The organism is Micrococcus cohnii, from assembly GCF_014205175.1.
In the GTDB taxonomy this organism is placed as follows: Bacteria; Actinomycetota; Actinomycetes; order Actinomycetales; family Micrococcaceae; genus Micrococcus; species Micrococcus cohnii.
Map to the genome: position 1 here is coordinate 1,698,710 of NZ_JACHNA010000001.1, position 25,497 is coordinate 1,724,206.

21 protein-coding genes and 1 other annotated feature are annotated in these 25,497 nt (G+C 71.1%); of the genes, 9 read left to right on the forward strand and 12 right to left on the reverse strand.

Annotation, left to right across the window (positions count from 1 at the left end; translation table 11 throughout):
• Window positions 1-265: 265 nt before the first annotated feature.
• Complete coding sequence (locus tag HDA30_RS07725) at window positions 266-3,874, forward strand: TM0106 family RecB-like putative nuclease (RefSeq protein ID WP_184241605.1); 3,609 nt, start codon at window positions 266-268, stop codon at window positions 3,872-3,874.
• A 1-nt stretch (window position 3,875) separates the two neighbouring features.
• On the opposite strand, the gene HDA30_RS07730 is transcribed toward HDA30_RS07725, so the two are convergent.
• Window positions 3,876-5,444, reverse strand: a complete 1,569-nt coding sequence (locus HDA30_RS07730) for an AMP-binding protein (RefSeq protein WP_158496342.1) — start codon at window positions 5,442-5,444, stop codon at window positions 3,876-3,878.
• A 263-nt stretch (window positions 5,445-5,707) separates the two neighbouring features.
• Here HDA30_RS07730 and purB point away from each other — a divergent pair, with 263 nt between their 5' ends.
• The 4 genes from purB to HDA30_RS07750 all read left to right on the forward strand — a co-directional run bounded on the left by purB (window position 5,708) and on the right by HDA30_RS07750 (window position 10,869).
• The gene (gene purB / locus HDA30_RS07735) at window positions 5,708-7,153 is read left to right on the forward strand and encodes an adenylosuccinate lyase (protein ID WP_158496341.1); all 1,446 of its coding nucleotides are present in this window, start codon (window positions 5,708-5,710) and stop codon (window positions 7,151-7,153) included.
• 134 nt (window positions 7,154-7,287) lie between these two features.
• Window positions 7,288-8,184 carry a trimeric intracellular cation channel family protein gene (locus tag HDA30_RS07740; RefSeq protein WP_343059331.1) on the forward strand — a complete coding sequence of 299 codons (897 nt, stop codon included), beginning with the start codon at window positions 7,288-7,290 and terminating at the stop codon, window positions 8,182-8,184.
• 59 nt (window positions 8,185-8,243) lie between these two features.
• Complete coding sequence (locus HDA30_RS07745) at window positions 8,244-9,275, forward strand: trimeric intracellular cation channel family protein (protein WP_184241607.1); 1,032 nt, start codon at window positions 8,244-8,246, stop codon at window positions 9,273-9,275.
• Between the two features lie 67 nt (window positions 9,276-9,342).
• A complete protein-coding gene (locus HDA30_RS07750; RefSeq protein ID WP_184241609.1) occupies window positions 9,343-10,869 on the forward strand; it encodes a DUF1846 domain-containing protein in 1,527 nt (508 codons plus the stop codon).
• Window positions 10,870-11,173: 304 nt separating this feature from the next.
• Here the strand turns inward: HDA30_RS07750 and HDA30_RS07755 are convergent, their stop codons facing one another.
• From HDA30_RS07755 to HDA30_RS07780, 6 genes are all read right to left on the reverse strand, one after another.
• On the reverse strand, window positions 11,174-12,742 hold the full coding sequence (locus HDA30_RS07755; protein WP_184241610.1) for an AMP-binding protein: 1,569 nt from the start codon (window positions 12,740-12,742) through the stop codon (window positions 11,174-11,176).
• 146 nt (window positions 12,743-12,888) lie between these two features.
• Complete coding sequence (locus HDA30_RS07760) at window positions 12,889-13,515, reverse strand: HNH endonuclease (protein WP_184241612.1); 627 nt, start codon at window positions 13,513-13,515, stop codon at window positions 12,889-12,891.
• A gap of 408 nt (window positions 13,516-13,923) precedes the next feature.
• The gene (locus HDA30_RS07765; protein WP_184241614.1) at window positions 13,924-15,069 is read right to left on the reverse strand and encodes a hypothetical protein; all 1,146 of its coding nucleotides are present in this window, start codon (window positions 15,067-15,069) and stop codon (window positions 13,924-13,926) included.
• Window positions 15,066-15,428 (reverse strand): helix-turn-helix transcriptional regulator, encoded by a 363-nt coding sequence (locus tag HDA30_RS07770; RefSeq protein ID WP_184241616.1) that lies wholly within the window; start codon window positions 15,426-15,428, stop codon window positions 15,066-15,068. Before HDA30_RS07770 ends, HDA30_RS07765 begins: the two co-directional genes overlap by 4 nt.
• Before the next feature lie 172 nt (window positions 15,429-15,600).
• On the reverse strand, window positions 15,601-16,251 hold the full coding sequence (locus HDA30_RS07775; RefSeq protein ID WP_184241618.1) for a CbiQ family ECF transporter T component: 651 nt from the start codon (window positions 16,249-16,251) through the stop codon (window positions 15,601-15,603).
• Complete coding sequence (locus HDA30_RS07780) at window positions 16,248-17,066, reverse strand: energy-coupling factor ABC transporter ATP-binding protein (RefSeq protein WP_184241620.1); 819 nt, start codon at window positions 17,064-17,066, stop codon at window positions 16,248-16,250. The genes HDA30_RS07775 and HDA30_RS07780 overlap by 4 nt, the downstream gene beginning before the upstream one ends.
• Before the next feature lie 49 nt (window positions 17,067-17,115).
• Here HDA30_RS07780 and HDA30_RS07785 point away from each other — a divergent pair, with 49 nt between their 5' ends.
• Window positions 17,116-17,616 (forward strand): acyl-CoA thioesterase, encoded by a 501-nt coding sequence (locus HDA30_RS07785; protein ID WP_184241622.1) that lies wholly within the window; start codon window positions 17,116-17,118, stop codon window positions 17,614-17,616.
• Between the two features lie 20 nt (window positions 17,617-17,636).
• On the opposite strand, the gene HDA30_RS07790 is transcribed toward HDA30_RS07785, so the two are convergent.
• The 3 genes from HDA30_RS07790 to HDA30_RS07800 are packed head-to-tail and all read right to left on the reverse strand — an operon-like array spanning window position 17,637 to window position 20,802.
• On the reverse strand, window positions 17,637-18,848 hold the full coding sequence (locus HDA30_RS07790) for a thiolase family protein (protein ID WP_184241624.1): 1,212 nt from the start codon (window positions 18,846-18,848) through the stop codon (window positions 17,637-17,639).
• Window positions 18,845-20,101, reverse strand: a complete 1,257-nt coding sequence (locus HDA30_RS07795) for an AMP-binding protein (RefSeq protein WP_184241626.1) — start codon at window positions 20,099-20,101, stop codon at window positions 18,845-18,847. The genes HDA30_RS07790 and HDA30_RS07795 overlap by 4 nt, the downstream gene beginning before the upstream one ends.
• Before the next feature lie 50 nt (window positions 20,102-20,151).
• Entirely contained in the window at window positions 20,152-20,802 is a 651-nt protein-coding gene (locus HDA30_RS07800; protein ID WP_184241628.1) for a biotin transporter BioY, read from the reverse strand.
• 559 nt (window positions 20,803-21,361) lie between these two features.
• Between HDA30_RS07800 and HDA30_RS07805 the strand changes: the two genes are divergently transcribed.
• The 3 genes from HDA30_RS07805 (at window position 21,362) to HDA30_RS07815 (ending at window position 24,612) form a co-directional block, all read left to right on the forward strand.
• The gene (locus HDA30_RS07805) at window positions 21,362-21,778 is read left to right on the forward strand and encodes an SUMF1/EgtB/PvdO family nonheme iron enzyme (RefSeq protein ID WP_246418723.1); all 417 of its coding nucleotides are present in this window, start codon (window positions 21,362-21,364) and stop codon (window positions 21,776-21,778) included.
• Between the two features lie 112 nt (window positions 21,779-21,890).
• Complete coding sequence (merA, locus tag HDA30_RS07810) at window positions 21,891-23,327, forward strand: mercury(II) reductase (RefSeq protein ID WP_184241630.1); 1,437 nt, start codon at window positions 21,891-21,893, stop codon at window positions 23,325-23,327.
• 53 nt (window positions 23,328-23,380) lie between these two features.
• A protein-coding gene (locus HDA30_RS07815; RefSeq protein WP_184241632.1) for an IS3 family transposase occupies window positions 23,381-24,612 on the forward strand; the annotation gives its coding sequence in 2 pieces (ribosomal slippage) (window positions 23,381-23,660 and window positions 23,660-24,612; 1,233 coding nt in all).
• Window positions 23,659-23,792: a sequence feature (AL1L pseudoknot), on the forward strand. It overlaps the preceding gene by 134 nt.
• Here HDA30_RS07815 and HDA30_RS07820 read toward each other — a convergent pair.
• Both HDA30_RS07820 and HDA30_RS07825 read right to left on the reverse strand, forming a co-directional pair.
• A complete protein-coding gene (locus HDA30_RS07820) occupies window positions 24,585-24,839 on the reverse strand; it encodes a cupin domain-containing protein (protein WP_184241634.1) in 255 nt (84 codons plus the stop codon). The two genes, HDA30_RS07815 and HDA30_RS07820, sit on opposite strands and share 28 nt — an antisense overlap.
• Before the next feature lie 143 nt (window positions 24,840-24,982).
• Entirely contained in the window at window positions 24,983-25,456 is a 474-nt protein-coding gene (locus tag HDA30_RS07825; protein WP_184241636.1) for a MarR family winged helix-turn-helix transcriptional regulator, read from the reverse strand.
• Between the last annotated feature and the right edge of the window lie 41 nt (window positions 25,457-25,497).

Genomic DNA, 25,497 nt, shown 5'->3' on the forward strand with positions numbered 1-25,497 from the left:
CTGCTTCCTTCGGCTGGTCTGCGGGCGGAGAGATCGACGCGACGGGTGCGCGGACGCACCCGTGGAGCGAGCGTCGACGATTTACCGAACGAAAGGTAGGTAATCGAGACCCAAGGTACTCCTCGTGACGCACGCCACGTCAAGTTGTCGTGTGGATGACACAGACGTCGGGGTGCGACGACCGGCTCCCCAGCGCCCCGCGGTCGTCTCCGAGCCGGGCCGGCCCCGCGCTTAACGGCTCCGGCGCGCGCCCTAGGGTGGCCTCATGGTGACCTTCACCCCGGACCTCTCCTCGTTCCTGCTGAGCCCCTCCGACCTGACCGCCGTCGCGACGTGCGAGTACGGCTGGCTGCACGACGCCGTGGACCCGCGGCTCGGACGGGCTCCCCGCCCCGACCAGGAGGGCGGCTTCCTCGAGCGCGTCTCCGCCCTCGGCGACGCCCACGAAGCGCGGACGCTGGAACGGTTGAAGGCCGAGCGCGGCCCGGACGGGGTCGTCGAACTGCCCCGGGCCGCCGCGCACACCCCGGAGGGAATCGCCGATGCCGTCGCGGCCTCCCGGCAGGCCCTCACCTCGGGTGCCCCCGTCGTGTTCCAGGCGATGCTGCACGACGGCGTGTTCGGCGGCTACGCCGACTTCCTCGTGCGCGAGGCAGACGGCGCCTACGAGGTGGTGGACACCAAGCTCGCCCGCCACGCCCGCGTGACCGCGCTGCTACAGATCGCGGCCTACGCGGATCTACTCGACGGCATGGGGGTGCCACGGGCCCGGCACGGCAGCCTGTGGCTCGGCGACGGCACCGCCCACCGCGTGGACCTCGAGGAGATCATCCCCGTGTACCGACGCCAGCGCGCCCGACTCGAAGGGCGGCTGCGCGCCCATATGGACGCGGGGCGCCCCGTGGCTTGGGACGACGACGTGGCGGTGTGCGGGCAGTGCGCGGCGTGCGAGGAGGCCGTCGCCGAGCACCGCGACGTGCTGCTCACGGCCGGCGCCACGCGCGTGCAACGGACCCGGCTGCGGAAGGAGGGCGTCCGCACCCTCGAGGACCTCGCCGCAACCGAGCACGCGCCCGCTGGGCTGAGCGAGCGGACCTGGCGGGGACTGCGGGAGCAGGCCCGCCTGCAGCTGCAGGAGCCGGAGCCGGACGGCGCCCCGCCGCGGCAGGTGATCGACCCCGCGGCCCTGCGCGGCCTGCCGGCCCCGGACGCCGGCGACCTGTTCTTCGACTTCGAGGGCGACCCGCTGTGGGTGAGCCCCGCCGGGGACATGGAGGGCCTCGAGTACCTGTGGGGCTGGGTCGAGACCCCCGACGGAGACACGGCGCGCACCGCGTTCGCTGACTTCCGGTTCACGGGCCTGTGGGCGGACACCCGGGCAGAGGAGCGGGCGGCGCTGCAGGAGTTCGTGCGGATGGTCGAGGCCCGCCGCGCGGCGCACCCGCACATGCGGATCTACCACTACGCCGCCTATGAGGTCACCGCGCTCAAGCGCCTGACGGTGCGCCACGGCGTCGGCGAGGCCGAGCTGGACGACTGGCTGCGCGCGGGCCTGTTCGTGGACCTGTACGCGACCGTCAGGGCGGGGCTGCGCGCGGGCGTGCCGAGCTACTCGATCAAGAAGCTTGAGCCCCTCTACATGGGCGCGGACCACCGCGACGCCGACGGCGTCACGACCGCGGCGGACTCCGTCACCGAGTACCACGCCTACGCCGAGGCCGCCGAGGCCGCGGACGACGGCGACCCAGAGGCCGCCCGGGAAGCGCAGCGGCTGCGCGCGGCGATCGAGGACTACAACCGGTACGACTGCGTCTCCACGGCCCGGCTGCGGGACTGGCTGCTCGGACTCGTCGGGCGTCAGACGGCCCCGGCCGCGGACGCCCCGCCCGAGCCCGTGGTCGACGAGGTCGAGACGGAAGACCCGAGGTCGGAGTCGGTCGTCGCCGACGAGGCCCTCGAGCAGGACCTGCTCGCACTCGTGCCCGAGGACGCCGACGCCCCGCTGGACGACGAGCAGCGTGGCGTGGCGCTGCTCGCCGCGGGCCTGGGCTTCTTCCGCCGCGAGGCCAAGCCGCAGTGGTGGGCGTTCTTCGACCGCGCCGTCTCCCCGCCGGACGAGTGGCAGAACCCGCGCGCGAACGTGCTCGCGGACCGCGTCGACGTCCTCGAGGACTGGCACCGCCCCTCCTCGCGCGCCCGCACTCTGCAGCGGGTCGTGCAGGTCACCGGTCACCTCGAGGCCGGCACCGAGCTGACCGAGGGAGCCGAGTCCCGGACCGTGTACGACGACGTCCCCTCCTCGCGCCGCGATGAGCTCACGGCCCACGCGGTGCGGTGGATCGGCCCACGGACCGCGGTCGAACAGGTCGACCACCGCCCCGACGGCCGCTCGACCCTCACGCTGCGCGAGAAGGTCCCCCTCGACGTGGACCCGCACGCCCAGCTGCCCTCGGCCGCCTTCGCGCACACCGTGATTCCGTCGGAAACCCTGCAGGAGCGGCTCCGCGACCACGCCCGTCTGACCCGTTCCCTCGGCGTGCTGCCCCGGGCGGACCGGTCCGAGACCGCCGACGCCGAGCAGGCCCCCGAGGCCCCGCCAACGGCCGTGTTCGACATCCTGGCCCGGCGTGTGCCGGCCACAACCGGTCGGCCGCTGGCGGCCGTGACCGCGGACGCCCGCGCCGGCGTGCTCGACGGCGTCGACGCGCTCGTCGAGGCCCTGGAGTCCGCGCGCGGCTCCTATGTCGCCGTCCAGGGCCCGCCGGGCACCGGCAAGACCCACGTCGGCAGCCACGCGGTGAAGGCGCTCGTCGAGCGCGGCTGGCGGGTCGGGATTACCGGGCAGTCACACGCCGTGGTCGAGAACTTCCTGGCCAAGCTCGTGCGCATCGGCATCCCCGCCGAGCAGGTCGGCAAGGAGAAGGGCCGCAGGGACGACGACCGCGAGCGCCCGTGGACCGCGCTGCCGAACCGCGCCACGGCCTTCGCCCACCTGGCCGAACCCGGGCACGTGCTCGGCGGCACCGCGTGGACGTTCGCGCATGCCGACGCCCCGGAGGTCGACCTGCTGGTGATCGACGAGGCCGGGCAGTTCTCCCTGGCCATGACCCTGGCCGCGGCCGCCCGCGCCCGCACGGTCCTGCTGCTGGGCGACCCGCAGCAGCTGCCGCAGGTCACCCAGGGCACCCATCCGCAGCCGGTCGGCGACGCGGCGCTGGGTTGGCTCATGGAGCCCGGGGAGGAGGTGCTGCGCCCCGAGCGCGGCTTCTTCCTCGACACCACCTGGCGCATGCACTCCGCTTTGACCGCGCCGGTCTCGCGGCTGTCCTACGACGGCCAGCTGCACGCGAACACGGCGGTCACCGACCTCCGGCACCTCGACGGCGTCGAGCCCGGGCTGCATCCGGTGCCGGTCGTGCACGAGGGCAACGCGGTCTCCTCGCCCGAGGAGGCGGCCGCCGTCGTGGATGTGGTGCGCGAGGTCACCGGGCGTTCCTGGACCCCGGGGGCCGGCGCCGCGCCGCGGCCGCTGACCGACGAGGACGTGATCGTCGTGGCGCCCTACAACGGGCAGGTCGCGACCGTGCGCGAGGCGCTCGACGCCGCCGGGTTCGGGGGCACCACCGTCGGCACGGTGGACAAGTTCCAGGGCCGGGAGGCGCCCGTGGCGATCCTGACGATGGCCGCTTCGAGCCCCGACGAGGTCGCCCGTGGGCTTGACTTCCTCCTCAGCCGCAACCGGCTGAACGTGTCGATCTCCCGGGGCCAGTGGGCGTGCTTCCTGGTCCACTCCCCCGCGCTGACCGACGCGCTGCCCACGAATCCCGCGGACCTGGCGACGATCGGCGCGTTCCTGCGGCTCGTGCAGCGCTGAGTCAGCCGGCCTCGCCCTGGCGCAGCCGGTGGCGCTGCAGTTTGCCGGAGGGCGTTCTGGGCAGGCTCGGCACGACGTGCACCCGCCGCGGGTAGGCGTGCTTCGAGTACTCATCGCGCACCGTCGCCTGCAGCTCGGCGGCCAGCGCGGCCTCGTCCGGCACGGGGCCGGTGGGCACCACGAAGGCGACGACCTCCTGCCCCCGTACCCCCTCCGGGTCCGGCATGCCGACGACGGCCACGTCCTTCACCCGCGGATGGCGGATGAGCACGGACTCCACGTCGAACGGGCCGATCCGGTAGCCCGCGGCGAGGATGACGTCGTCGTCGCGGGAGGTGAAGAAGAACCAGCCGTCCGCGTCCTGCGTGCCGGTGTCCCCCGTGAGGTACCAGCGGCCGTCCGCGGTGAAGCGGGAGGCGGTCGTGTCCGGGTCGTCGAGGTAGCCGGGGAACCAGAACAGGGGTGAGGTCGCGTCGATCGCGATCTGCCCCTCACGCAGGACCGCGTCGATCCCCGGCATCGGCGCGCCCATGGAGCCGGGGCGGGCCGGTTGCGCGAGCTCGGGGTGGGCGTGGGTGCAGATCACCATGCCCAGCTCGGTCTGCCCGTAGTGGTCGCGGATCTCCGCGCCGAGCGCCTGCCGGCCCCACTCGAGCATGGACGGAGGCAGCGGCTCTCCCGCGGAGCAGACCCGGCGCAGCCGCAGCGGCGCCTCCTCCGTGACCTGGCCTGCCTTGGCGAGGGCGCGGAACATCGTGGGAGCGCCGGCCAGGTTGGTGACGCCCTGGGCGCGGACCACCTCGGCCATGGCGGCCGGGGAGAATCGGCCGCGGTACTGCAGGGAGGTCGCACCGAGCATCAGGGTGCCGACGATCCCGTAGTAGAGCCCGTAGGCCCAACCGTGGTCGGCGGCGTTCCAGAACACGTCCTCCGGGCGCAGGTCCACGGAGAAGGTGAGGTACGCGGCAAAGGCGGCAGCGGCCCGCAGCGGCACGGGCACACCCTTGGGATGGCCGGTGGTGCCGGAGGTGAACAGCAGGGCGATCGGCCCGTCACCGCCGACGGCCGTGTCCTCCGCGAGCGGCTCGGCCGCGGCGAGCTCGTCCCACTCGGGGCCGGTGCGCACGATCGCGATGCCGGCGATCCCCTCGAGCTTGGCGGCCTGGTCCGGCTCCGCGACGACGAGCCGCGCGGCGGCCCCCTCGATGCGGGTCTGCGCCGCCCCGGCGGCAAAGGCCGTGAACAGGGGCACGTGCACAGCGCCGAGCCGCCACAGCGCCAGCGCCGTGACCACCAGCTCCTCCCGTTTGGACATCATCACGGGCACCCGGTCGCCTCGCCGGACGCCACGGGCGGCCAGCCCGGAGGCCAGGCGTCGGGACCGCTCGGCGAGCTCCCCGAAGGTGAGGTCGACGGCGGTCATGTCCTCGGCCACGAAGCGGAAGGCGACGTCGTCGGCGGGCCAGCGGTCGCACAGCAGCTGGGCGGCACAGGCGTCCGGGGTGTCGACCTCGGCGACCCATCCGGCCATGAGCCGGTCGATCGTGGGGGTGGCGGCAGGATCGGTCATCTGGGTCTCCTCATCCCTCGGGTGCGCTGTTCCGGCACCGACGTCGGCCCGCTCAACGCTAGGAGCGCGGCACGGCCCCGACCGGAGTGGGACTCCGTGTTGCGCGGCAGGCGCCGGCAGGATGGCGGCATGACCGCATCCAGGACTGTGCACCACACCAGGCCTGTCACCACAGTGGGCGGCATGAGGGCCGAAACAGCGGTCATTCCGCCCAGTGTGATGACCGGGCAGCGGGATGATCCCCCCGGTGTCAGAATGGACACATGAGTTCGCAGCCCTCCGCCACGTCCGCCGCCACCGCCGACCGCCGCCCGCTGGGCGACGCCGGAATCGCCCTCGGCCCGCTCGACGGCCGCTACCGCGCCGCCGTCGAACCGCTCGTCGAGCACCTCTCGGAGGCCGCGCTGAACCGCAACCGCATCCACGTCGAGGTCGAGTGGTTCATCCACCTCTCGGAGCAGCAGACGCTGCCGGGCCTGGCCCCGCTGACCGACGAGCAGAAGGCCGGCCTGCGCCGGATCGTCGCGGATTTCGGGCCGGACGAGGTCGCCGAGCTGGCCGAGATCGAGCAGGTCACGGTGCACGATGTGAAGGCCATCGAGTACTTCATCGGCCGTCGACTCGAGGCCCTCGGCCTGGCGGAGAAGACCGCGCTGGTGCACTTCGCGTGCACCTCCGAGGACATCAACAACCTGGCCTACGCCGTCGGCGCGCGCGACGCGATCCAGCAGGCCTGGCTGCCGGCCGCCCGCGCCATGCTCGAGTCGATCTCGACGATGGCCGCCTCCGCCGCGGACACCCCGATGCTCTCGCGCACCCACGGTCAGCCGGCCACGCCGACGACGCTCGGCAAGGAGATGGCCGTGTTCGTCCACCGCCTGAGCCGTCAGCTGCGGCGCATCGAAGGCCAGGAGTTCCTCGGCAAGATCAACGGGGCCACCGGCACCTATGCGGCGCACCTGGCCGCCGCCCCGCAGACCGACTGGCAGCGGATCGCCCGCACGTTCGTCGAGGGGCTGGGCCTGACGTGGAACCCGCTGACCACGCAGATCGAGTCCCACGACTGGCAGGCCGAGCTGTACGCGGACGTCGCCCGGTTCAACCGCATCCTGCACGGCTTCTGCGTCGATGTGTGGAGCTACATCTCGATCGGCTACTTCGCGCAGGTGCCGGTCGCGGGGGCCACCGGGTCCTCGACCATGCCGCACAAGGTGAACCCGATCCGCTTCGAGAACGCCGAGGCAAACCTCGAGCTCTCCTGCGCCCTGCTGGACTCGCTCGGCGCGACGCTCGTCGAGTCCCGCTGGCAGCGAGATCTGACCGACTCCACCTCGCAGCGCAACATCGGCGTCGCGCTCGGCCACTCGATGCTCGCGCTGTCGAACGTCACGAAGGGCATGGGCCAGCTCACGGTGGCCGAGCCGGTGCTCGCCGACGACCTCGACGGCAACTGGGAGGTGCTCGGCGAAGCCGTGCAGACCGTGATGCGCGCCGAGGCCCTCAACGGGGCCGAGGGCATGGACAACCCCTACGAGCGTCTCAAGGAACTCACCCGCGGCCACCGCGTGGACGGCGAGCGCATGCGCGAGTTCGTCCAGGGCCTCGGCCTGCCGCAGGACGCGCAGGAGCGCCTGCTCGAGCTCACCCCGGGCACGTACACGGGCATCGCGGCGCAGCTGGCCGCCGAGCACGGCCCGACTCGAGGCTGAGCCCGGCGGGCGCCGCACCCAGTGGATTCCCCTCACTCCCGCGGAAGACGCCCAGGTCACACGGGGGTGTGGCGTTCAGCGGACGCATCGCCGACACGCCGACACGGGTCGGCGCGCGCTCCTAGACTTCCCGCGTGCTAACCACACTGAGCCTGCTGCCCACCCTCGTGCTCGGCACGGGTGAGAACCGTGACCCGCGCCAGCTCGAGAAGGACGTGCCCGAACAGTTCGACTCCGACGGGCAGGTCGCCGAGACCGTCTCCGCCGCGGTGACGACCCTCGACCTAATCGGCGTCGTGTTCTTCGCCATCTCCGGCGCGGTGCTGGCCGTCCGCAAGGGGTACGACATCGTCGGTTCCCTGCTGCTGGCCCTGATCGTCGCCACCGGCGGCGGCATCATCCGCGACCTCATCGTCAACGACCAGGTGCCCGCGGCCTTCCGCAACCCGTTGTATCTGGTGCTGCCGGTGGTCGCGACGCTGCTGGTGTTCTTCCGCGTGTTCGGGCAGAGCCGTGGACACCAGGCGGTCATGCTGTTCGACTCGGTCGGGCTGGCCGTGTACTGCGTGGTCGGCACCCGCATCGCTCTGCTGGGCGGCATCGACTCGATCGGGGCCATCGTGCTCGGCCTCGTCTCGGCGGTCGGCGGCGGCATGCTGCGCGACGTCGTGGCCGGGGAGCCGCCGGCCATATTCGGCGGTCGCGGCTGGTACGCGCTCTCGGCCCTGATCGGCGCGACCCTGACCGCCGTGCTGGGCGCCGTGGAGTGGCTGAACATCCTCACGTCCGTGGGTGTCATGGCCGGCGTGCTCGCCCTGCGTCTGCTGTCTCTGCGGCAGGGCTGGCCCGCCCCCGGCGCGGACATCGCCGGGCTCGAGCAGGCCCAGCGCGAAGACCCGGACGCCGAGCCTCCGGTGGAGGACGTGCGCGACCGCGAGAGCGCGGACGGCGGAGTGGCCGCCCCCGGCGAGGGGGACGCCGACGAGGGGGACCTCGACGAGGGGGCGACGAATCGCCCCGCCCGGGGCTGAGGCCGGCCGAGACCCGGTAGCGTGCACTCCGGCACTGACACCGCACCGGAGAGGAACACATGGAGCACGTGCAGTCCGTCCTGGGCGAGCTGCCCTGGCTCATGACCGCGCTCGATCTGATCGGCGTGTTCTTCTTCGCCACGTCGGGGGCGCTGCTGGCCACGCGCAAGGGTTTCGACCTGGTGGGCTCGGTGTTCCTGTCCCTGCTGGCCGGTCTCGGCGGAGGCGTCACGCGCGACGTCCTGCTGGACCGCGGCATGCCGGCTTCCCTCGAGAACCCGGTGTATCTGATCCCGCCGTTGCTGGTGGCGCTGCTGGTGTACATCAAGGTGATCCATCCCAACCGGCTGATCCTGACGATCACGGTGTTCGACGCCGGCGGGCTCGCCCTGTTCACGGTCACCGGAGCAATGGTGGCGCTCGAACACGGCGCGAACCCGGCCGCCACGGTGGTCATCGCGAGTCTGGGCGCACTGGGCGGCGGCCTGCTGCGCGACATCGTCGCCAATGAGGTCCCGTCGATCTTCGATCCTCGCGGCGTGTACGTCGTGCCCACCGTCGTCGGGGCGGTCGCGGCGACCTGGATCGGCATGCACGGGCATCTCAACGCCGTGACGGGCACACTGATCGCCACGCTGATCTTCACGATCCGCATGGCCGGCTACCGCTACAACTGGCGTTTCCCGGGCGCGGACATCTCCATGGACCAGGACTCGATTGACCGGCTGCGCGCCGCCGCCGTGCAGGCGCAGGAGGCCGCCCGCCGCCGAGCCGTGCCGATGCGCCGCACCCGCGATGTGGGCCCCAGTCTGGAACCGGCCCTCGAGCCCGCCGGTGACGCCCCGGACCCTGTCGGCACCGGACAGCAGGCCCCGCTGGGCCCCCGCGAGGAGTACCAGGACCAGGTGTACGTCGAGGACTACGACCCCATGACGCAGGCCATCACGGTCGTGGACCGGGCCTCCGGCCAGGTGGCTCACCTCGACGCCGAGACCGGCGTCATGGACGTGACCGACCCGCGCACCGGCTGGGTCCGCTCCTACGACGACCCCGAGGACGACTGGGTGAAGCGCGACGCGCAGGAGGATTGAGTCCACGCCGTCGTGGCCCTGAGCAGCACGGGCGGTGCACGCCCCGGCAGGACTATGATGAGAGTCCATGACAGGCACCGCCGACACGGCCACCGCTCCTTCCCACCGCCGCCTCGGCTTCGATCGCGAGAAGTACATCGCGATGCAGTCCGAGCACATCCAGAACCGCCGCGACCAGATCGGCGGCAAGCTCTACCTCGAGATGGGCGGCAAGCTCTTCGACGACCTGCACGCCTCCCGCGTGCTGCCCGGCTTCACGCCGGACAACAAGATCGCGATGCTCGAGCAGCTCAAGGACGAGACCGAGATCCTGGTCTGCTTCAATGCGAAGGACCTCGAGCGGAACAAGGTTCGCGCGGATCTGGGCATCACATATGAGGACGACGTGCTGCGCCTCGTGGACGTGTTCCGCGAACGCGGGTTCCTTGTCGAGCACGTGGTCGTCACGCAGCTGGAGGAGACGAACCACCGCGCCGGCGCGTTCATCGAGCGGCTCGAACGGCTCGGCCTGACGGTCGCCCAGCACCGGGTGATCCCCGGCTATCCGCATGCGACGGCCCGCATCGTCTCCGACGAGGGGTTCGGCCGGAACCAGTGGTCTCAGACCACCCGTGACCTCGTCGTGGTGACGGCCCCGGGACCGGGTTCCGGCAAGCTCGCCACCTGCCTGAGCCAGATCTACCACGACCATGCCCGCGGCATCCGCTCGGGCTACGCGAAGTTCGAGACGTTCCCGATCTGGAACCTGCCGCTCGAGCACCCCGTGAACGTCGCCTACGAGGCGGCGACGGCCGATCTGGACGACATCAATCTGATCGACCCGTTCCATCTGGCCGCCCACGGCGAGCAGGTGACCAGCTACAACCGGGACGTCGAGGTCTTCCCACTGCTCGCGGCGCTGCTGGAGAAGCTCACCGGCTCCTCACCGTATGCCTCCCCCACCGAAATGGGCGTGAACATGGCCGGCCACGCGATCGTCGACGACGAGGCGTGCCGGGAGGCCGCCACACAGGAGATCATCCGGCGGTACTACAAGGCGGTCGTCGAGGAGGCCATCACCGATGACGACGACGAGGTCTCCGAGCGCATCGCCCTGGTGATGTCCCGGCTGGGGCTGAGCTCGGAGTCTCGGCGCGTCGTCGAGGCGGCGTTGGCGGTGCAGGCGCGCACGGGCGAGCCGGGCTCGGCGGTGCAGCTGCACGACGGCACGATCGTCACGGGCAAGACGAGCCCGCTGCTGGGCTGCTCGGCGGCGATGCTGCTGAACGCGCTCAAGGAGCTGGCCAGGATCGACGACGACGCGCTGCTGCTCTCGCCGGAGTCGATCGAGCCGATCCAGACGCTCAAGACCGCGCATCTGGGCTCGAAGAACCCGCGGCTGCACACCGATGAGGTGCTCATCGCGCTGTCCGTGTCCGCGGCGAGCGACGAGAAGGCCCGGCGGGCGCTGGGCGCTCTACGTCAGCTCGAAGGGTGCGATGTGCACACCACCACGATCCTCGGGAACGTCGACGAAAGTATCTTCCGCAACCTCGGCATGCTCGTGACAAGCGAGCCGACGTTCCAGAAGAAGGCGCTGTACCGGAAGCGGTGAGGCCGCGGCCCGGCTGCTCTGCGACCTCGTGGGGCGGGGCGGTGCGGTGGCGCGGGGTGGTGGCGCGGGGTGGTGCGACCCCGCGCAGTCATGCCAGCGGGCACTCCAACCCCGAGCGGTCACGCCAGCGGGCGGTATCGCGGACAAATCAGCCTCCATACCGCCCGCACGCATGACCGAAGCCCCGCGAAACGCCCGCACGCATGACCGAATCCCCGCGAAGCGCCCGTTGGCATGACCGAATCCCCGCGAAACAACCGTTTGCATGACCGAAGCCCCGCCCCGCGCGGACCAACGCCGAGGCTCAGCGCAGCGGACCCTTCACGATCTTCCCGGCCGCGTTCTTCGGCAGCGCGTCATGGACGAACACCTCGCGCGGGGTCTTGTACCGGGCCAGCCGCTCCCGCAGGAACGCCAGCAGCTCGCTCGGCGTCACGTCCACGCTCTGCGCCAGGGCGACGTGCGCGACGACGTCCTCTCCGTACCGTTCGCTGGGCCGCCCGACGACGACGGCCTCGACGACGGCCGGGTGTTCGTAGAGGACCTCTTCCACCTCACGCGGATACACGTTGTAGCCGCCGGTGATGATGATGTCCTTCTGCCGGTCCACGATCACGTAGTACCCGGCCTCGTCGCGTCGGGCGAGATCGCCGGAGCGCAGCCATCCGTCGGCGTCGAAGGCGGCGGCAGTGGCCGTCTCGTCGCCGCGGTAGCCGGGCATCACGGCTTCGCCGCGCATGCGCAGCTCGCCGACGGTCTGGGTGTCCGACTCCGGCACGACGGTCTCGGTGACGGTGCCGTCGTCGTGTTCCTGGGAGACCACGATGCGGAACTGCATGCCGTCCATGGGCAGCCCCACCGTGCCGGGCCGGTTGGGCACGTCGACGGGGTTGATGCAGACGGCGCCGCAGCCCTCAGACAGGCCGTAGCCCTCGCTGAGCGGCACCCCGACGAGCGACTCCACGGCACGCAGCGTGTCCAGCGGCAGAGAGGCGCCGCCGGAGATCATGCGCCGCAGTCCGGAGAGGTCGGCGGGGGTGCCGGCGGCCTCGCGCGTTCGGGCGGCTGAGACGAGCGCACCCCAGATGGTGGGGACGCCGGCCGCCACGGTGACGCCGTCGCGGACGAACTGCTCGAGGGCCTGACGCGGCTCGAACCGGCTGGTCGCGGAGATCGTCGCCCCGACGACCAAGGCGCTGGTGAGCACGATGCAGAATCCGAAGACGTGGAAGAACGGCAGGGCGCCGTAGAGGACGTCGCCGTGGCGGATCTTCGTGAGCGACTCGACCGTGGAGATCGCCGACGCCCGCACGTTCATGTGCGTGAGGCGGGCCGGCTTCGGCTTGCCCGTGGTGCCGGAGGTGTAGATCAGCAGGGCGTCGTCCCCCGGGTCGCGCGGAACGGGGTCGGCGACGGGCTCGACGCCCGCGAGCAGCTCCGGCAGGTCGGCGGGGGCGTGGCTGAGGCAGTCGATGCTGCAGGTTGCGGCGGCCTGCCCGGGGGCGTCCAGACCGGGCTGGGTCCACACGAGGCGGACGTCGGAGTCGGAGAAGTGGTGGTCGAGCTCACGGGCGGTGAGCTGCGGGTTCAGCGGCACCACGACGGCACCGAGACGAACGGTCGCGAAGAAGACGACCGGGAACGTGAGCGAGTTCGGCGTGACCAGGGCGACGGCGTCGCCGGCCGTGACACCGCGCTGACGCAGCAGACCGGCGGCCCGGGCCACGAGGTCCTGCAACTGCGCGTAGGTGAGGCGCTGCTCGCCGTGAATCCAGGCGGTCGTCTCGGGCCAGCGGCGGGCTGCCTCGTCGAGCAGGTCGGCCAGGTGGCCCGGGCGGCGGGTCTGGGCGGCGGGGACGGACTGCTCGGTCATGGGGCGGGTGCTCCTGCACATCGGGGCGGCGGGGAATCGAGGCGGGGACGGACCGCCGGCGGGCGCCGCAGGGATAGGGCCTCGTACAGAGTAGGGGCCAGGCATGGAGAGGGCACCACGCGAGCGAGCATGGTGAGCTGTGCAGCTCAGGCGACGTCAGTCACCGTGGCCGACAAGAACCTCTCGTAGGCCCAAGCCAGCTGCTCTTTCCCGGGTCGATTCGCCCGCGTCTCGGGCAGCTTCATCAGCGGCTGGCCATGCAATTCCTGCAGTCCGTGGCGGAGCATCGGGCCGTCGACTTCGTCGAGCAGGTCCTGACGAATCTCGACGATCGGCCTGCCCGCTGCAGGCCGGATCCCCAAGAACTTGCTATCGAAGGCGGCGTGGTGAATCTTGCACAACGACAGACCGTTCGTCACCGTGGGCAGTCCCAGCTCGTGGTGGTCGGGCACGATGTGGGCGGCATCGAGAAGTTCCGGATGCGCGAAGTTACACACCGCACACCGATTGTCGTAGGCGACGAGCACCGTGGACCGGAAGACCGGCTGATGAAGTCGCACCTTGGTTTCTCGGTAAAGATAACGGCGCAGCGACGACTCCATGGGCGACTCTTCCATGAGTCCCTCATCGACATCTTCTGATTCAACCGGCGACAACACGAATTGTTGTTTCTCTTCTTCTTCGCCGAGCAAGACGACGGGCGCCACCGCCTGGTAACGCGCCGGACTCATGCCCACACCGACAAACCAGATCAGAGGGAGCGACTGCATCATCGCCGTCCGAAGTCCCACGTTGTCCGGATGATTTCGATCATCGCCACGCCACTTGTACCTCACCAAGCCGTCCGCGCCGACCTCCCTCACGGCTCACGAAACAACCGACGTTGTGCAACATTACCGATGTATAGCGCGTCGGTAATGTTGCAGAACGTCGGGATTTTCGGCGAGGGGGAGGGAGGGGTGAGAGTAGGTGCCGAGAGGGCAGCTCTCATTCATCAGGAAGGTCTCTCGCTGAGACCGGGCCCGCACCGGGTCCTGTGCTTGCGCTAGACAATGCGGCCCGGCCCCCGACACGTGCTCAACGAGACCGGCCACAGCCTCGGGCCAATCCTGCGCGACCACGCACTCACGCTGTTCACCCCCGCGACCTGCCTGTGGCGCCGTGCATCATGGCGCGGCGACTCAGCTGGCCTCCTGCCGCCGGTACTCGCGCCACTGGCCCGCCGCCACCAGCACGATCACCGTCACCCACGCGACGTTCCACCAGGACAGCCGCCCGTCGGTCAGGAACGTGCCGAGGCTGATCGTCAGAACCAGCGCCGCCATCCCGGTGTAGAGCCAGGCCATGCGTCGGCTGGCCGCCGCCCGGTCCCGTCGGAATCGCGCGGCATACCGGGCCGGGGCCCCGAACTCCTCGACCAACGGGCGCCCGGACTCCGCCGCGTGGGCCCGGGCCTCGCGCACGATCTCCCGCACCCGCGCCTCGGGCAGGTCCATGCGCAGCCGCAAGGTCCCGGCCAGCTCCTCGGCCCAGGCATCGTCGGCCCACGCGTCGTCGGCCAGCCCGGCGGCTGCAGCCTCGGACGTCGTACGGGCGGGAGGGGCCTGCGGCAGCATCTTCTCGGCCAGCCACGCGAGCGCCCCGTAGGCGGGGGTCAGGGCGAACAGCCACAGCGTGGAGCCGGTGAACAGGCGCGTGCCCGCATTGACCTCGACCAGCCAGAACGCGATCGCGCAGGCCATTGCCGCCAGGGCCGCGGCACACGTGAGCACCGCGACCAGGCGCGAGGCACGCACGAGCATCCGCTCCCACAGCGTCATGACGGTCACCCCGGTCACGCCCACCAGACCGGGGGCGAGCAGGGTCCCCCAGGAGACGTTCGTGGTGAGGCCGTCGCGGATCAGCCAGACCACCGCGAACAGCACCGACGTGCCCGCCGCGACCGTCAGCCCGACCGGCAGCACGTCCCGCCACGTGGCGTTCGGGGAGGAGTCGACGAGCGGCTCGCCTGCCTCGGCCGCGTCGTCCTGGACCTGCCGGGCGAACTCGTCGGGCGTGCCGAACAGGGCCTCGGGGCCCTCGCCGCTCTCGTGGACCGCGGCGGCGACGCGACGCAGCTCACGCCGGGCGGCGGCGGTGGACACCCCGTCCATGCCCAGCCGGAAGGTGACCAGGCTCGCCCACACGACGTCCTGCTCGACCGGGTCGGCGCCGACCTCAGCGCGAGCGTGGCCGACCTCATCGATGACGTCGACGAGATCGCGCGGCGGGCGGGGCGCGTCGCCGGGGCGGTCGCGCCAGTCGTGTCGGTCGGGGGTCGCGGTCATGGTCGAGTCCCTTCTGCGGTGTCGTCGGCGAGCGTGCCGAGGGCGTCGGCGAGGCGGTGCAGCTCGGCGACGGCGTCGCGGTGGGCGCGGCGGCCCGCCTCGGTGAGGGCGTAGTCCTTGCGGCCGGGGCCGGAGGCGCCCTCGACCCAGCGGGCGGTGACGTGCCCGGCCTCCTCGAGCCGGCCAAGCACGGGGTACAGCGACCCGCCGCGCAGGCGTCCGAAGCCGTGCTCGGCGAGCGCCTGGGCGATGCCGTAGCCGTGCAGCGGCCCGGCGGCGAGGCTGCCGAGGATCGCCGGTTCGAGCGCGGCGCGCACCCAGGCGGAGGGCCACGGGGCGGGGTCTGGTGTCTCGGTCACGGATCTAAGTATATTCCGTACCTAGATACTGTCGAGACCTGAGGTGGCTGCCCCCTGCCTCTCCCCTTTCCATGGCTGCGTGGTCACTTTCTGCCGCTAGAACGCGCCGATGGCGACAGAAAGTGACCACGCAACGCAAGGAGGAGAGGGGCGGCGGGCGGCCGGCTCCCGACTAGTCGATCCCCCGGGCCGCCAGCGCGTCGCCCACATCGTCGGCGTGTTTGAACGCGAGCACCAGCAGCGGCAGCACCCACGCCCACGGCGTCATCCGCACGCCCCGACTGGCCTGCGCATGTCGGATCTGCACGGCCAGGGCCCGCAGATGGCCGATCGAACTGAGCACCAGCCCCATCGCCAGGCCGACGCGCTCGGGCCGAATCCCGACCCTGTTCAGCGCCGGCCCGAGCAGGGGCACCCGCATGAGCGGTGTCAGCACCGCTTCGGCCACCGCCACCATCGCGGCGATCCGCGTGGTGCGCGTGACGATCTGCGCCGCGAGCACCAGCCCGAGCACCCGCCCGACGGAGGCGATGGCCGCGACCGGCCCGAGCACGACCCACTGGAACGCCAGCAGCACCGCGTAGAACCACCACAGCGCCCGCAGGTCGCCGAGAAGCATGCGCGCGCCCCGCCCGACACCGAAGGCCACGACGTACGCGGACACCGCCACCGCGACGGACAGCGCGGCGACCCCCGACCCGAGACCGGGCCACAGCGCGGGCCCGAGGGTCAGCCCCAGTGCCCACAGCGCGAACACGGCGAGCTTCAGCCCGGCCGGGCACCGGTGCAGGAGCGAATCCCCCGCGATGTACAGCGAGATCACCGGGCCGCCTCCCCGGAGCCTTCGCCCGCCTCACCGGGGCCGTCGGCCGCCTCCCCGAGCGCTCCGCCGAGCTCCCCGGCCACGGCCTCGTCGAGGAACCGTTCGTACTCACGCACGACGTCCCCGGCCGGCCCCGTCGCCCGCACCCGGCCCTGATGAACCCAGACGGCGTCATCGCAGGCTCGGGCCAGGTCGAGGTCATGGGTGACGAGCAGCAGCTGGAACCCGTCGGCCGCGAGCAGCCGATCGGCGATGATCCTGCGGTGTCGCCCGTCGAGCAGGGAGGTGGGCTCGTCGGCGATCACGAGGCTCGGCTCGGCCGCCGTCACCGCGCACATCGCCAGCCGCTGCGCCTGGCCGCTGGAGAGCGCCAGGCACGGCCGGTCGGCGAGCTCGGTCAGCCGGTGTTCGGCGAGCGCCGCGTCGACCCGCGCGGCCACCTCGGCCTTCGGTAGGCGTCGCCCATCGGGCCCGCGCAGCGCCTTGACGGTCAGCTCGACGTCCTCGCGCACCGTCGGCATCACCATCTGCGCGGCCGGGTTCGCGAACACGAACCCCACCACCCGGCGCAGCGACTTCACATCACGCACCGCGTCGACCCCGTGCACGTCGGCTTCCCCGGCCACGACGTCGGCCAGGCCCGCGATCGCCCGGGCCAGCGTGGACTTGCCGGAGCCGTTCTCCCCGACCACGGCGACGCGCGGCGCGTCCAGGCGCAGGTCGACGTCGCGCAACAGGGTCACGACGCCCTCGGCGCCGTCGGCCTCGACGCGGACCCCGCGCAGCTCCACGGCACGCTCGGTGGTGAACGTCATGGCAGGGTCCTCTCGATCCGGGGGCGGGCAGCCCCTCTACGGTAGGGCCATGGAACGCACCGACGACGCGCAGACCCCGACCACGACCGCCCGGCCACCCCGCGCCGCGCCCGTCCTCTCGCACCGTGAGGACGCCGACGTCTCCTACCGCACCCGCAAATGGGTGAAGCCGGAGGACCTGAACGCGAACGGCACGCTGTTCGGCGGGTCGCTGTTGCGGTGGATCGACGAGGAGGCGGCGATCTACGCGATCATCCAGCTGGGCAACCGGCGCTCGGTGACGAAGCTGATCTCGGAGATCAACTTCCTGGCCTCAGCCGAGCAGGGCGACATGATCGAGATGGGCCTGCGCGCCGTGAGCTTCGGCCGCACTTCCCTGACGATGCGCGCGAAGGTGCGGAACATCATCACCGGCGAGGTCATCCTGACGATCGACAAGATCGTGTTCGTCTCCCTCGACGACGACGGAAACCCGAAGCCGCACGGCTACACGGACATCACCTACGACCGGGACCGTCTGCCCCGCGAGCCGAGCCGCGGCGCGGGCTGAGGCCGGGCCCGGGCGACGCGTCAGCCGACCTCGAGCAGCAACGCCACACCCATGCCGCCGGCCACCGCACACGTCACGAGGGCACGCGAGCCCGGCGGCTCTCCCTGCAGCCGGCGCACCGCGTGCACGACGGCCACCGCCCCGGAGGCGCCCCACGGGTGCCCGAAGGCGAGCGCGCCCCCTCCGGCGTTCACGCGCGGGTCGACGCCCCACGCGTCGAACCGGGGGCCCGGACGGGGGCTCGGAGCGGCTCGGTCACCGGCGCCCGCGTCAGCCTCGGCGACGACGCCCTCCGGCGCACCGCCGGGCTCGCCGGCGAGGCCGAGTTCGTCGAGGGTCGCCAGCGCCTGCGCCGCGTATGCCTCGACCACCTCGATCACAGCCAGGTCCTCCAGCCCGAAGCCTGTCTGCCCGAGCACCCGTCGGACCGCGGCGACCGGGGCAAGGCCGGGCAGGGCGGGATCACCGCCGGTCAGCGCCCCCGCGACGACGCGGCAGGGACGGCCGAGCGCGGCCGCACCGACGGACGGCCTGCTGTGATCAGGTTCGGCCCGAACCGCGGCGGCCCCGTCGGCGATGCGGGCGGCGGTCGCCCCGGTCACGGCGGTCGCGGGCTCGGCCTCGGCACGCACGGCGGTGAACCGGGCCAGCGCTCGGGCATCCAGACGACGGGGGCCGTCATCGCCGTCCAGCCTCGTCTCCGACGACACGGCGAGCGCGTGCGAGCGGGCGGCGAACCGTTCCTGCCGTTCACGGCCGATGCCCCGCTGGAGGGCCAGGGCGTCGGCGGCCGCGGTCATGCCGGGATCATGCCAGCCGACCGGCACCATGGGCGCCTGTGCATAGGGCACCCCGCCGATCGAGCGAGTCGGCGCGGTCGACGGGGACTCGACCCCGCCGCCGACGCACGAGGCACCGGTCAGGGAGGCGTGCTGGGCGGCCTGCAGCACCGCGAGCAGTCCGGAACCGCACTGCGCGTCGACGGTCCAGCCGGGCACTGGCTCGCCCAGCCCGGCGCCGAGCGCGGCGATCCGCCCCAGGTTCCCGCCCGGGCCGGTGCAGTTGCCGAGCACGACGGCGGCCGGAGCCTCGGACGACCTGGGGCCGCTGCCGAGCCGCCCGACGACGGACGCTGCGAGCTCGCCCGCGCCGAGGTGTGCCTGCGCTCGGGAACGGGCCGTGATCGGTGTGCGGGCCGCGGCCGTGATCCACAGATTCTGAGGCAGGATCATGCGCCGTCCTCGCCGCCGTCCGAACGGACATTCCGATCCTCGGCGTCCGGACGGACGCGCCGGACCTTGCCGCTGCTCGTGCGCTCGAGCGTCTCGACGGTCTGCCACCGGCGGGGGCGCGCGGCCGGGGACAGCCGACGGGGTGCCGCCGCCCGCAGCGCCGCGAGGGCCTCGTCGGCGGCCACACCCGGGGCGGGCTGCACCCACGCGGCCACGCGCTGCCCCAGGCGCCGGTCCTCGATGCCCAGCACGAGCACGGCGGCGGCCACGGGGCGGCCATCGGCTCCGGTCACGGCCTGCAGTTCAGCCTCGACGTCCGCGGGGTGGACGGTCGCCCCTCCGGTGAGGATCGCGTCGTCGGCGCGGCCGAGTACGCGCAGCACACCGCTCGCGGGGTCCCACGCGGCGCGGTCTCCGGTACGCAGGAACCCGTCCTCGGACCAGCGTGCAACCCCGTCGGAGAGGCGCGAGTCGTCGAGGGCGGCCAGGTGCGCAGAACGCACCTCGAGCGGGCCGACGGCCTCGTCGGCAGCACCCTCGCCGTCGACGCCCGCAGGCGCGTCGTCGTGCCCGACCCGCACCTCCACACCGGGCAGCGGCCGCAACCCGGTGCCGTCGTGGTCGACGGCGACGAAACTCGCCTCGGCCGACCCGTAGTAGTGGCTCAGGCGCAGCCCGTGAGCGGCGGCGCGTTCGCGGGCCCCATCGGGCAGGCGGTCCCCGCCGATCAGCAGCACTCGCAGTGTGGAGTCGGCGCTGTCATCGAGCAGGTCGAGCACGTCGAGCAGCTGGGCGGGCGTGGCATGCAGGGCGGCCGCGCCGCGCAGATCCTCGGCCCGCAGTCGGGCCCGGCCAGGAACGCGCAGCCGGGTACCGGTAGCGGCACAGAACGCGGCCGCGTTGACGGCCATCGAGGAGACCGGATGCACCGGCACGAGCAGCCCCTCCCCCGCGCTCAGGCCGAGCCACCCAGCGACGGCGCCGTGCCCGACCCGCCAGGACTCGTCGGTGCGCAGCACGACGCGCGGACGGCCGGTCGAGCCGGAAGTGAACGCGGCCCACCCGATGCGGGCGGCCGTCTCGGCGTCCCGTGCGGCGAGGTCGGCGAGGGCCTGCTCGGCCTGCGCCACCTGGGCCGCGAACAGCTCCTCGGACCAGCGCTCGTCGCCGACGAGGGCGACGCTCCCGGCCGCGCGGGCGGCGAGTGCCTCGGCCAGGACCGCGGCACGGTCGCGGCCGCGTACGGCATGCACAGATGGGACGCCTCCGCCGGGAGGACTGCCCCGCACCAGCGGCCGCGTCATCAGCGGAACGCGCGCGGGTAGGCCTTCCACAGGCCGGCGGCGAGCAGCGAGGCGACGACGGCCTTCACCAGATCGCCGGGCAGGAACGCGGCGGAACCGAGGGCGGCCTTGTCCAGGGGCAGACCGGCGACGAGCGCCATGCCGGGGATCCCGCAGGCGTAGAGCACGACGATGGCGCCCACGACGGACGCGACGAACGCGGCGGTGAACACCCGGCCGGCGGAGATGCCGGGGCGCAGGCGGCCGGTCATGGCGCGGAAGACGAGGCCGACGACGAGCGTGGCGAGGATCCAGCCGAGGATGAACCCGACGGACGGGCCGGCGAACGCACCGAGGCCGCCGCGGCCGCCGGCGAGCAGGGGCAGTCCGAGGGCGACGAGCGCGTTGAACAGCAGCATGGACGCGGCGCCACGCCACGGGCCGAGCACGATGCCGGCGAGCATGACGGCGAGCGTCTGCAGGGTGATCGGGGCGGGCACGAGCGGCACGGGGATGCCGGGCATCGCGCCGAGGACGGCCATCAGGGCGGTCATGACGGCGATCTTCGCGAGCGACACCGCCGGGTCGACGGGCCGATGGCGGGGGTCGTCGTGGCGCTCGTGAGGTACGTAGGGGGCGTAGGGGGATCGCGTGGGCTCGGACGAGCTCATGGGCGGGACTCCTAACGGACGGGGCGAGGACGACGGACAGCGGTGACGCAGAGTCATGACGCACATGACGCGGGTCCGAGAGGCCCCGGACAGGACGATGTGTCACCGCACCGTGCCGCAATGAACAGTGTTCGGGAGTGTAGTTCACCCGGGCGGGGCAGGCGCGCTCACGGAATCTCCGGTTCCCCTGGGCTGGGGTTGTCGGGCCACAGCATCACGGATGATCATCAGGTCTATGGCTGGCCCCACGAAACCCAGGCGCCTCACGTCCTGCGACGCCTCGCTGCGGTAGCGGGCCACCCACGTGGCGGCCGCGGGCCGGGACACGCGTGTCGAGATGCAACGAAGATTTCAGAAACGCGCCAATTTGATTCATACGCCGATCAGGGTCTGAAGGGTTGACACCGGCTCCTCCTGCCCCTCTGTCGAGATGCAGCGAAGATTTCACAAACGCGCAAATATGTTTCATGCGACCATGAGTCACTTAGGTATTGACATTTGAACCTTGATCGACTAGGGGTCATAGTTCTCCAGTCAGCCCGTGTGCGACGCTGACACCATGAACCAGCCCTCCATGGCCACCCTGTCTTCGGGAAAAATCACCCTGCGCGACGCCCGCCGCGGGACCACACGGGATGTGGAACTGGAGCCTTTCGAGATGGCAGTGCACCCCCTCCATGACCGGAGCACCGGACGCCCGCTCACGCCTCTGACATGGTTCGAGACCATCAACCTCTGCAACGAGCTATCCAATGCCGAAGAGCTGCAGCCGGCCTACACGCGTGCTGGGGACGGACGCTCCGTTACCTGGAACACGAGCGCTGACGGGTACCGATTGCCCACCGAGGCCGAGTGGGAGTACGACTGCCGCGCCGGAACGACCTCGCCCGCCTACGGGCCGCTTGAAGACATCGCCTGGACCGGCCTCGACCACCTCGAGGGCCCCCAGCCCGTCGTCCGTTCAGAGAACCCTTGACCTTCCCCCGTAGGGGAAGGTGCAGACTGAAGATCAACCACTGGAAAACCAGCCATCAGCTTCTGCCGTCACGCAATGAACCGGTGCCCGATGGCAGTGTAGGGAGATTCGCATGAACGAGGCAGTACCGCATTTCGATCTGGCGATCATCGGTTCCGGTGGTGGCGCGTTCGCTGCCGCGATCAGGGCAACGAACCTCGACAAACGGGTCGTCATGATCGAACGCGGGACCGTGGGCGGGACCTGCGTGAACACCGGATGCATCCCCTCCAAGGCTCTGCTCGCCGCAGCCGAGGCACGCCACACCGCCCAGGACGCCGGCAGGTTCCCCGGCCTCACCGCCACCGCGGGACCCGTGGACATGGAAGCACTCATCGCGGGAAAGCGCGCCTTGGTGGAGAACGTGCGCTCCGATAAGTACGTGGACCTCGTCGCGGACTACGGGTGGGAGCTGCGCCACGGCAATGCTGTATTCACCGGCACCGCCGCGGACCCTGCGCTGGAGGTCACCGCGCAGGACGGGACCAGGGAGACGATCACGGCCGCCCACTATCTGGTCGCGACCGGCTCCACCCCGTGGGCCGCACCGATCAATGGTCTGGACACGGTCGATTACCTGACATCGACCACGGCCATGGAACTCGACGAGGTACCCGAGTCCTTGCTGGTCATCGGCGGCGGGTACGTCGCCCTGGAACAGGCCCAGCTCTTCGCCCGCCTCGGCTCGAAGGTCACCATGCTGGTGCGCTCTCGCCTGGCATCGGGTGAGGAACCCGAAGCATCCAGGGCATTGATGAGCGTCTTCGCCAACGAGGGCATCCGGGTCATCCGCTGCTCCACCGTCTCCTCCATCACCCAGGACACGGACGGCGGCATTGCCGCCCAGGCCGACATCGTCGGCGGGCGCGAAACCCTCCGGGCCTCCAAGGTCCTCATCGCCACGGGTCGGCGCCCGGTCACCGACGGGCTAAACCTGGCCGGGGTGAGCGTGAAGACCGGGGACAAGGGGGAAGTCGTCGTCGAGGACACCCTGGTGAGCTCTAACCCACGCGTTTGGGCTGCGGGGGACGTGACCGGGCACCCCGAATACGTGTACGTCGCCGCATCCCACGGCACCCTGATGGTCGACAACGCCTTCAGCGACGCCGGCCGCGCCGTGGACTACAGCCACCTGCCCCGCGTCACGTTCACCAGCCCTAACCTCGCGGTTGTCGGCATGACCGACAAGCAGGCAAGAGACGCCGGGATCAGGTGCGAATGCCGGGTTGTACCGCTGGAATACATACCCCGCGCCGTGGTGAACCGGGACACCCGCGGATTCATCAAGATGGTCGCAGACGCCGACACCGGCAGGATCGTCGGTATCACCGCCGTCGCGAAGGAAGCCGGCGACCTCGCTGCAACAGGCGTGTACATCCTGCAGGCCGGGATGACCGTCGATCAGGTCGCGAACCTCTGGAGCCCGTACCTGACCATGGCCGAGGGCATCAAGATCGTTGCCCAGTCCTTCAAGACGGATGTCTCCAAACTTTCCTGCTGCGCCGCCTGAACTGAAGCGCCCTGGGTTTCGTTCCGACCTACTTCCTCAAGGAGGATCGGAACATGCCCCAGAAGTACAGCCCCGAGTTCAAGGCCCGCGCCCTGAAGCTCATCGAAGAACGCGTCCGCACGGAACAGTGCTCGGGATGGGTCGCCTGCACCGCCGTCGGCGAGGCTCTCGGCGGGATCTCACCCCACACCCTGCGCAACTGGTGGAAGCAAGACCGCGTCAATCAGGGCGAGGCCCCAGGGCTGAGCGCGGCTGAGGCAGAAGAGATGCGCCGGCTGCGCAGGGAGAACCTCGAGCTGCGTCGAGCGAACGAGATCCTGCGCAAGGCATCGGCTTTTTTCGCAGCGGAACTCGACCGCCCCACAACGAGATGATCGCGTTCATCGACGCAAACCGCGATCAGTTCGGGGTCGAGGCCATCTGCCGCACACTGGGTGCGACGGATTGTGGGTTCATCACCTCCCGCGGCTACCGGGCCGCGAAGACACGACCGGCCTCCGCACGAGCGCTACGTGACGTGTTGCTGCTCGAGGAGATAGAGCGGATCCACGAGGAGAACTACAGCGTCTACGGCGTCAGGAAGATGCACCACGCGATGGTCCGTGCCGGCTGGGACGTGGGCCGGGATCAGGTCGCCCGGCTGATGAAGCTCGCCGGCGTGGAAGGCGTCCGCCGTGGCCGCACGCCGGTCACGACGAAGCCGGCTGGGGAGCCGGATGCCCGCCCTGACTTGGTGGAACGCAAGTTCATCGCCGAGCGACCGAACCAGCTCTGGGTCGCTGACATCACCTACGTGCGCACGGTGGCGGGGTTCTGCTACGTCGCGTTCATCACCGACGTGTTCACCCGCCGCATCGTGGGATGGGCCGTCTCGGCCACCCTCCACACCGCGGGACTGCCTCTATTGGCCCTCGAGCATGCGCTGTTGAGCACGGGAGCCAGCCGTGACCGACAGGGCCTGATCCACCACAGCGATAGGGGCTCTCAGTACGTCAGTTTGGCGTACTCGGACGCGCTCATCACCGCGGGGGTGACGGCCTCGGTGGGCACCGTGGGCGACTCGTACGACAACGCCCTCGCCGAGACGGTGAACGGGCTCTACAAGGCCGAGCTCATCCACGCCAAGCGGGTGTGGGAGTCTGTCGGGGCGGTCGAGCTGGCCACGATGGGGTGGGTGCACTGGTGGAACACCGCCCGTCTCCACGAGGCCCTCGACTACCGCACTCCTGCAGAGGTCGAGGCGGCCTACACTCACGATCAGGATTCAGCGCCCGTTGCGTCCTGACCTCGGAACGAAACCCAGGGCGCTTCATAGGTGAAGACCGTACGCGGGGCAATCAGCACGGCGTGACCAAAAGCGATCGGGTATTGACGCTCCCCGACGGTGAGAACCACCGAGCCATCGCGGACGACGAGGAACGCCACGCAGTCGAAGACGAGCAGGCCGACCTGCTTCCGAGACTGCCTCGTATCCACCGCGAACGGCTGGAAGAGCGCCGCCCCTTTCAGCACTGCCAGTGAAGCCTTGTGTTAGCCGCAGCGTTCCGCTGCCCGCTTCTCGGTGCGGATGAAGACTGGTCATACGAGCACGGGTTCACCTCGAAATGAGAGTGCCAGAGGCTCCAACGGTAGTCGCCTGCGCCTTGCTCCATAACTCAGCTCCGTGCGGGGTCGCTCAGGGCGGTGTCGATGGCCTGGAGAGTGCGCACAGTGGTCAGGACATCTTCGGCAGGCAGGTCGAGCGAGCCGAGCAGATCGCGGTACATGCCCCGCACGATCCCCACCGACCGTGCCGCTTCCTCGGTCAGATGCAGGCGTGCCGCGCGGCGGTCCGCCGGGTCGGGGCGGCGCTCGATCTGCCCTTTGGCGATGAGTCCGCGCAGCGCCGTGCTCGCGTTGCTCGATGTCAGCGACAGGCCCGAGGCCAGCCCCGAGGGGGCCACGCCGGGGTTGGCGTCGATGTGCAGCAGCACCAGGCACTCCAACGGTGACAACGGCGCGACCGCGGGGTCCTGCAACGGGTAGGCGCGCAGCTTCCGCTCCACATGCAGCACCGCGTCCGCGAGCCGCACCAACGGGTCCGCACCGGTTGGTGCCGGCCCGCTCACCGGCTTCTCGTCTTGTCGCATATGCTTATGCTAACATAGCGTTGTTTTCATAACTATAGTTT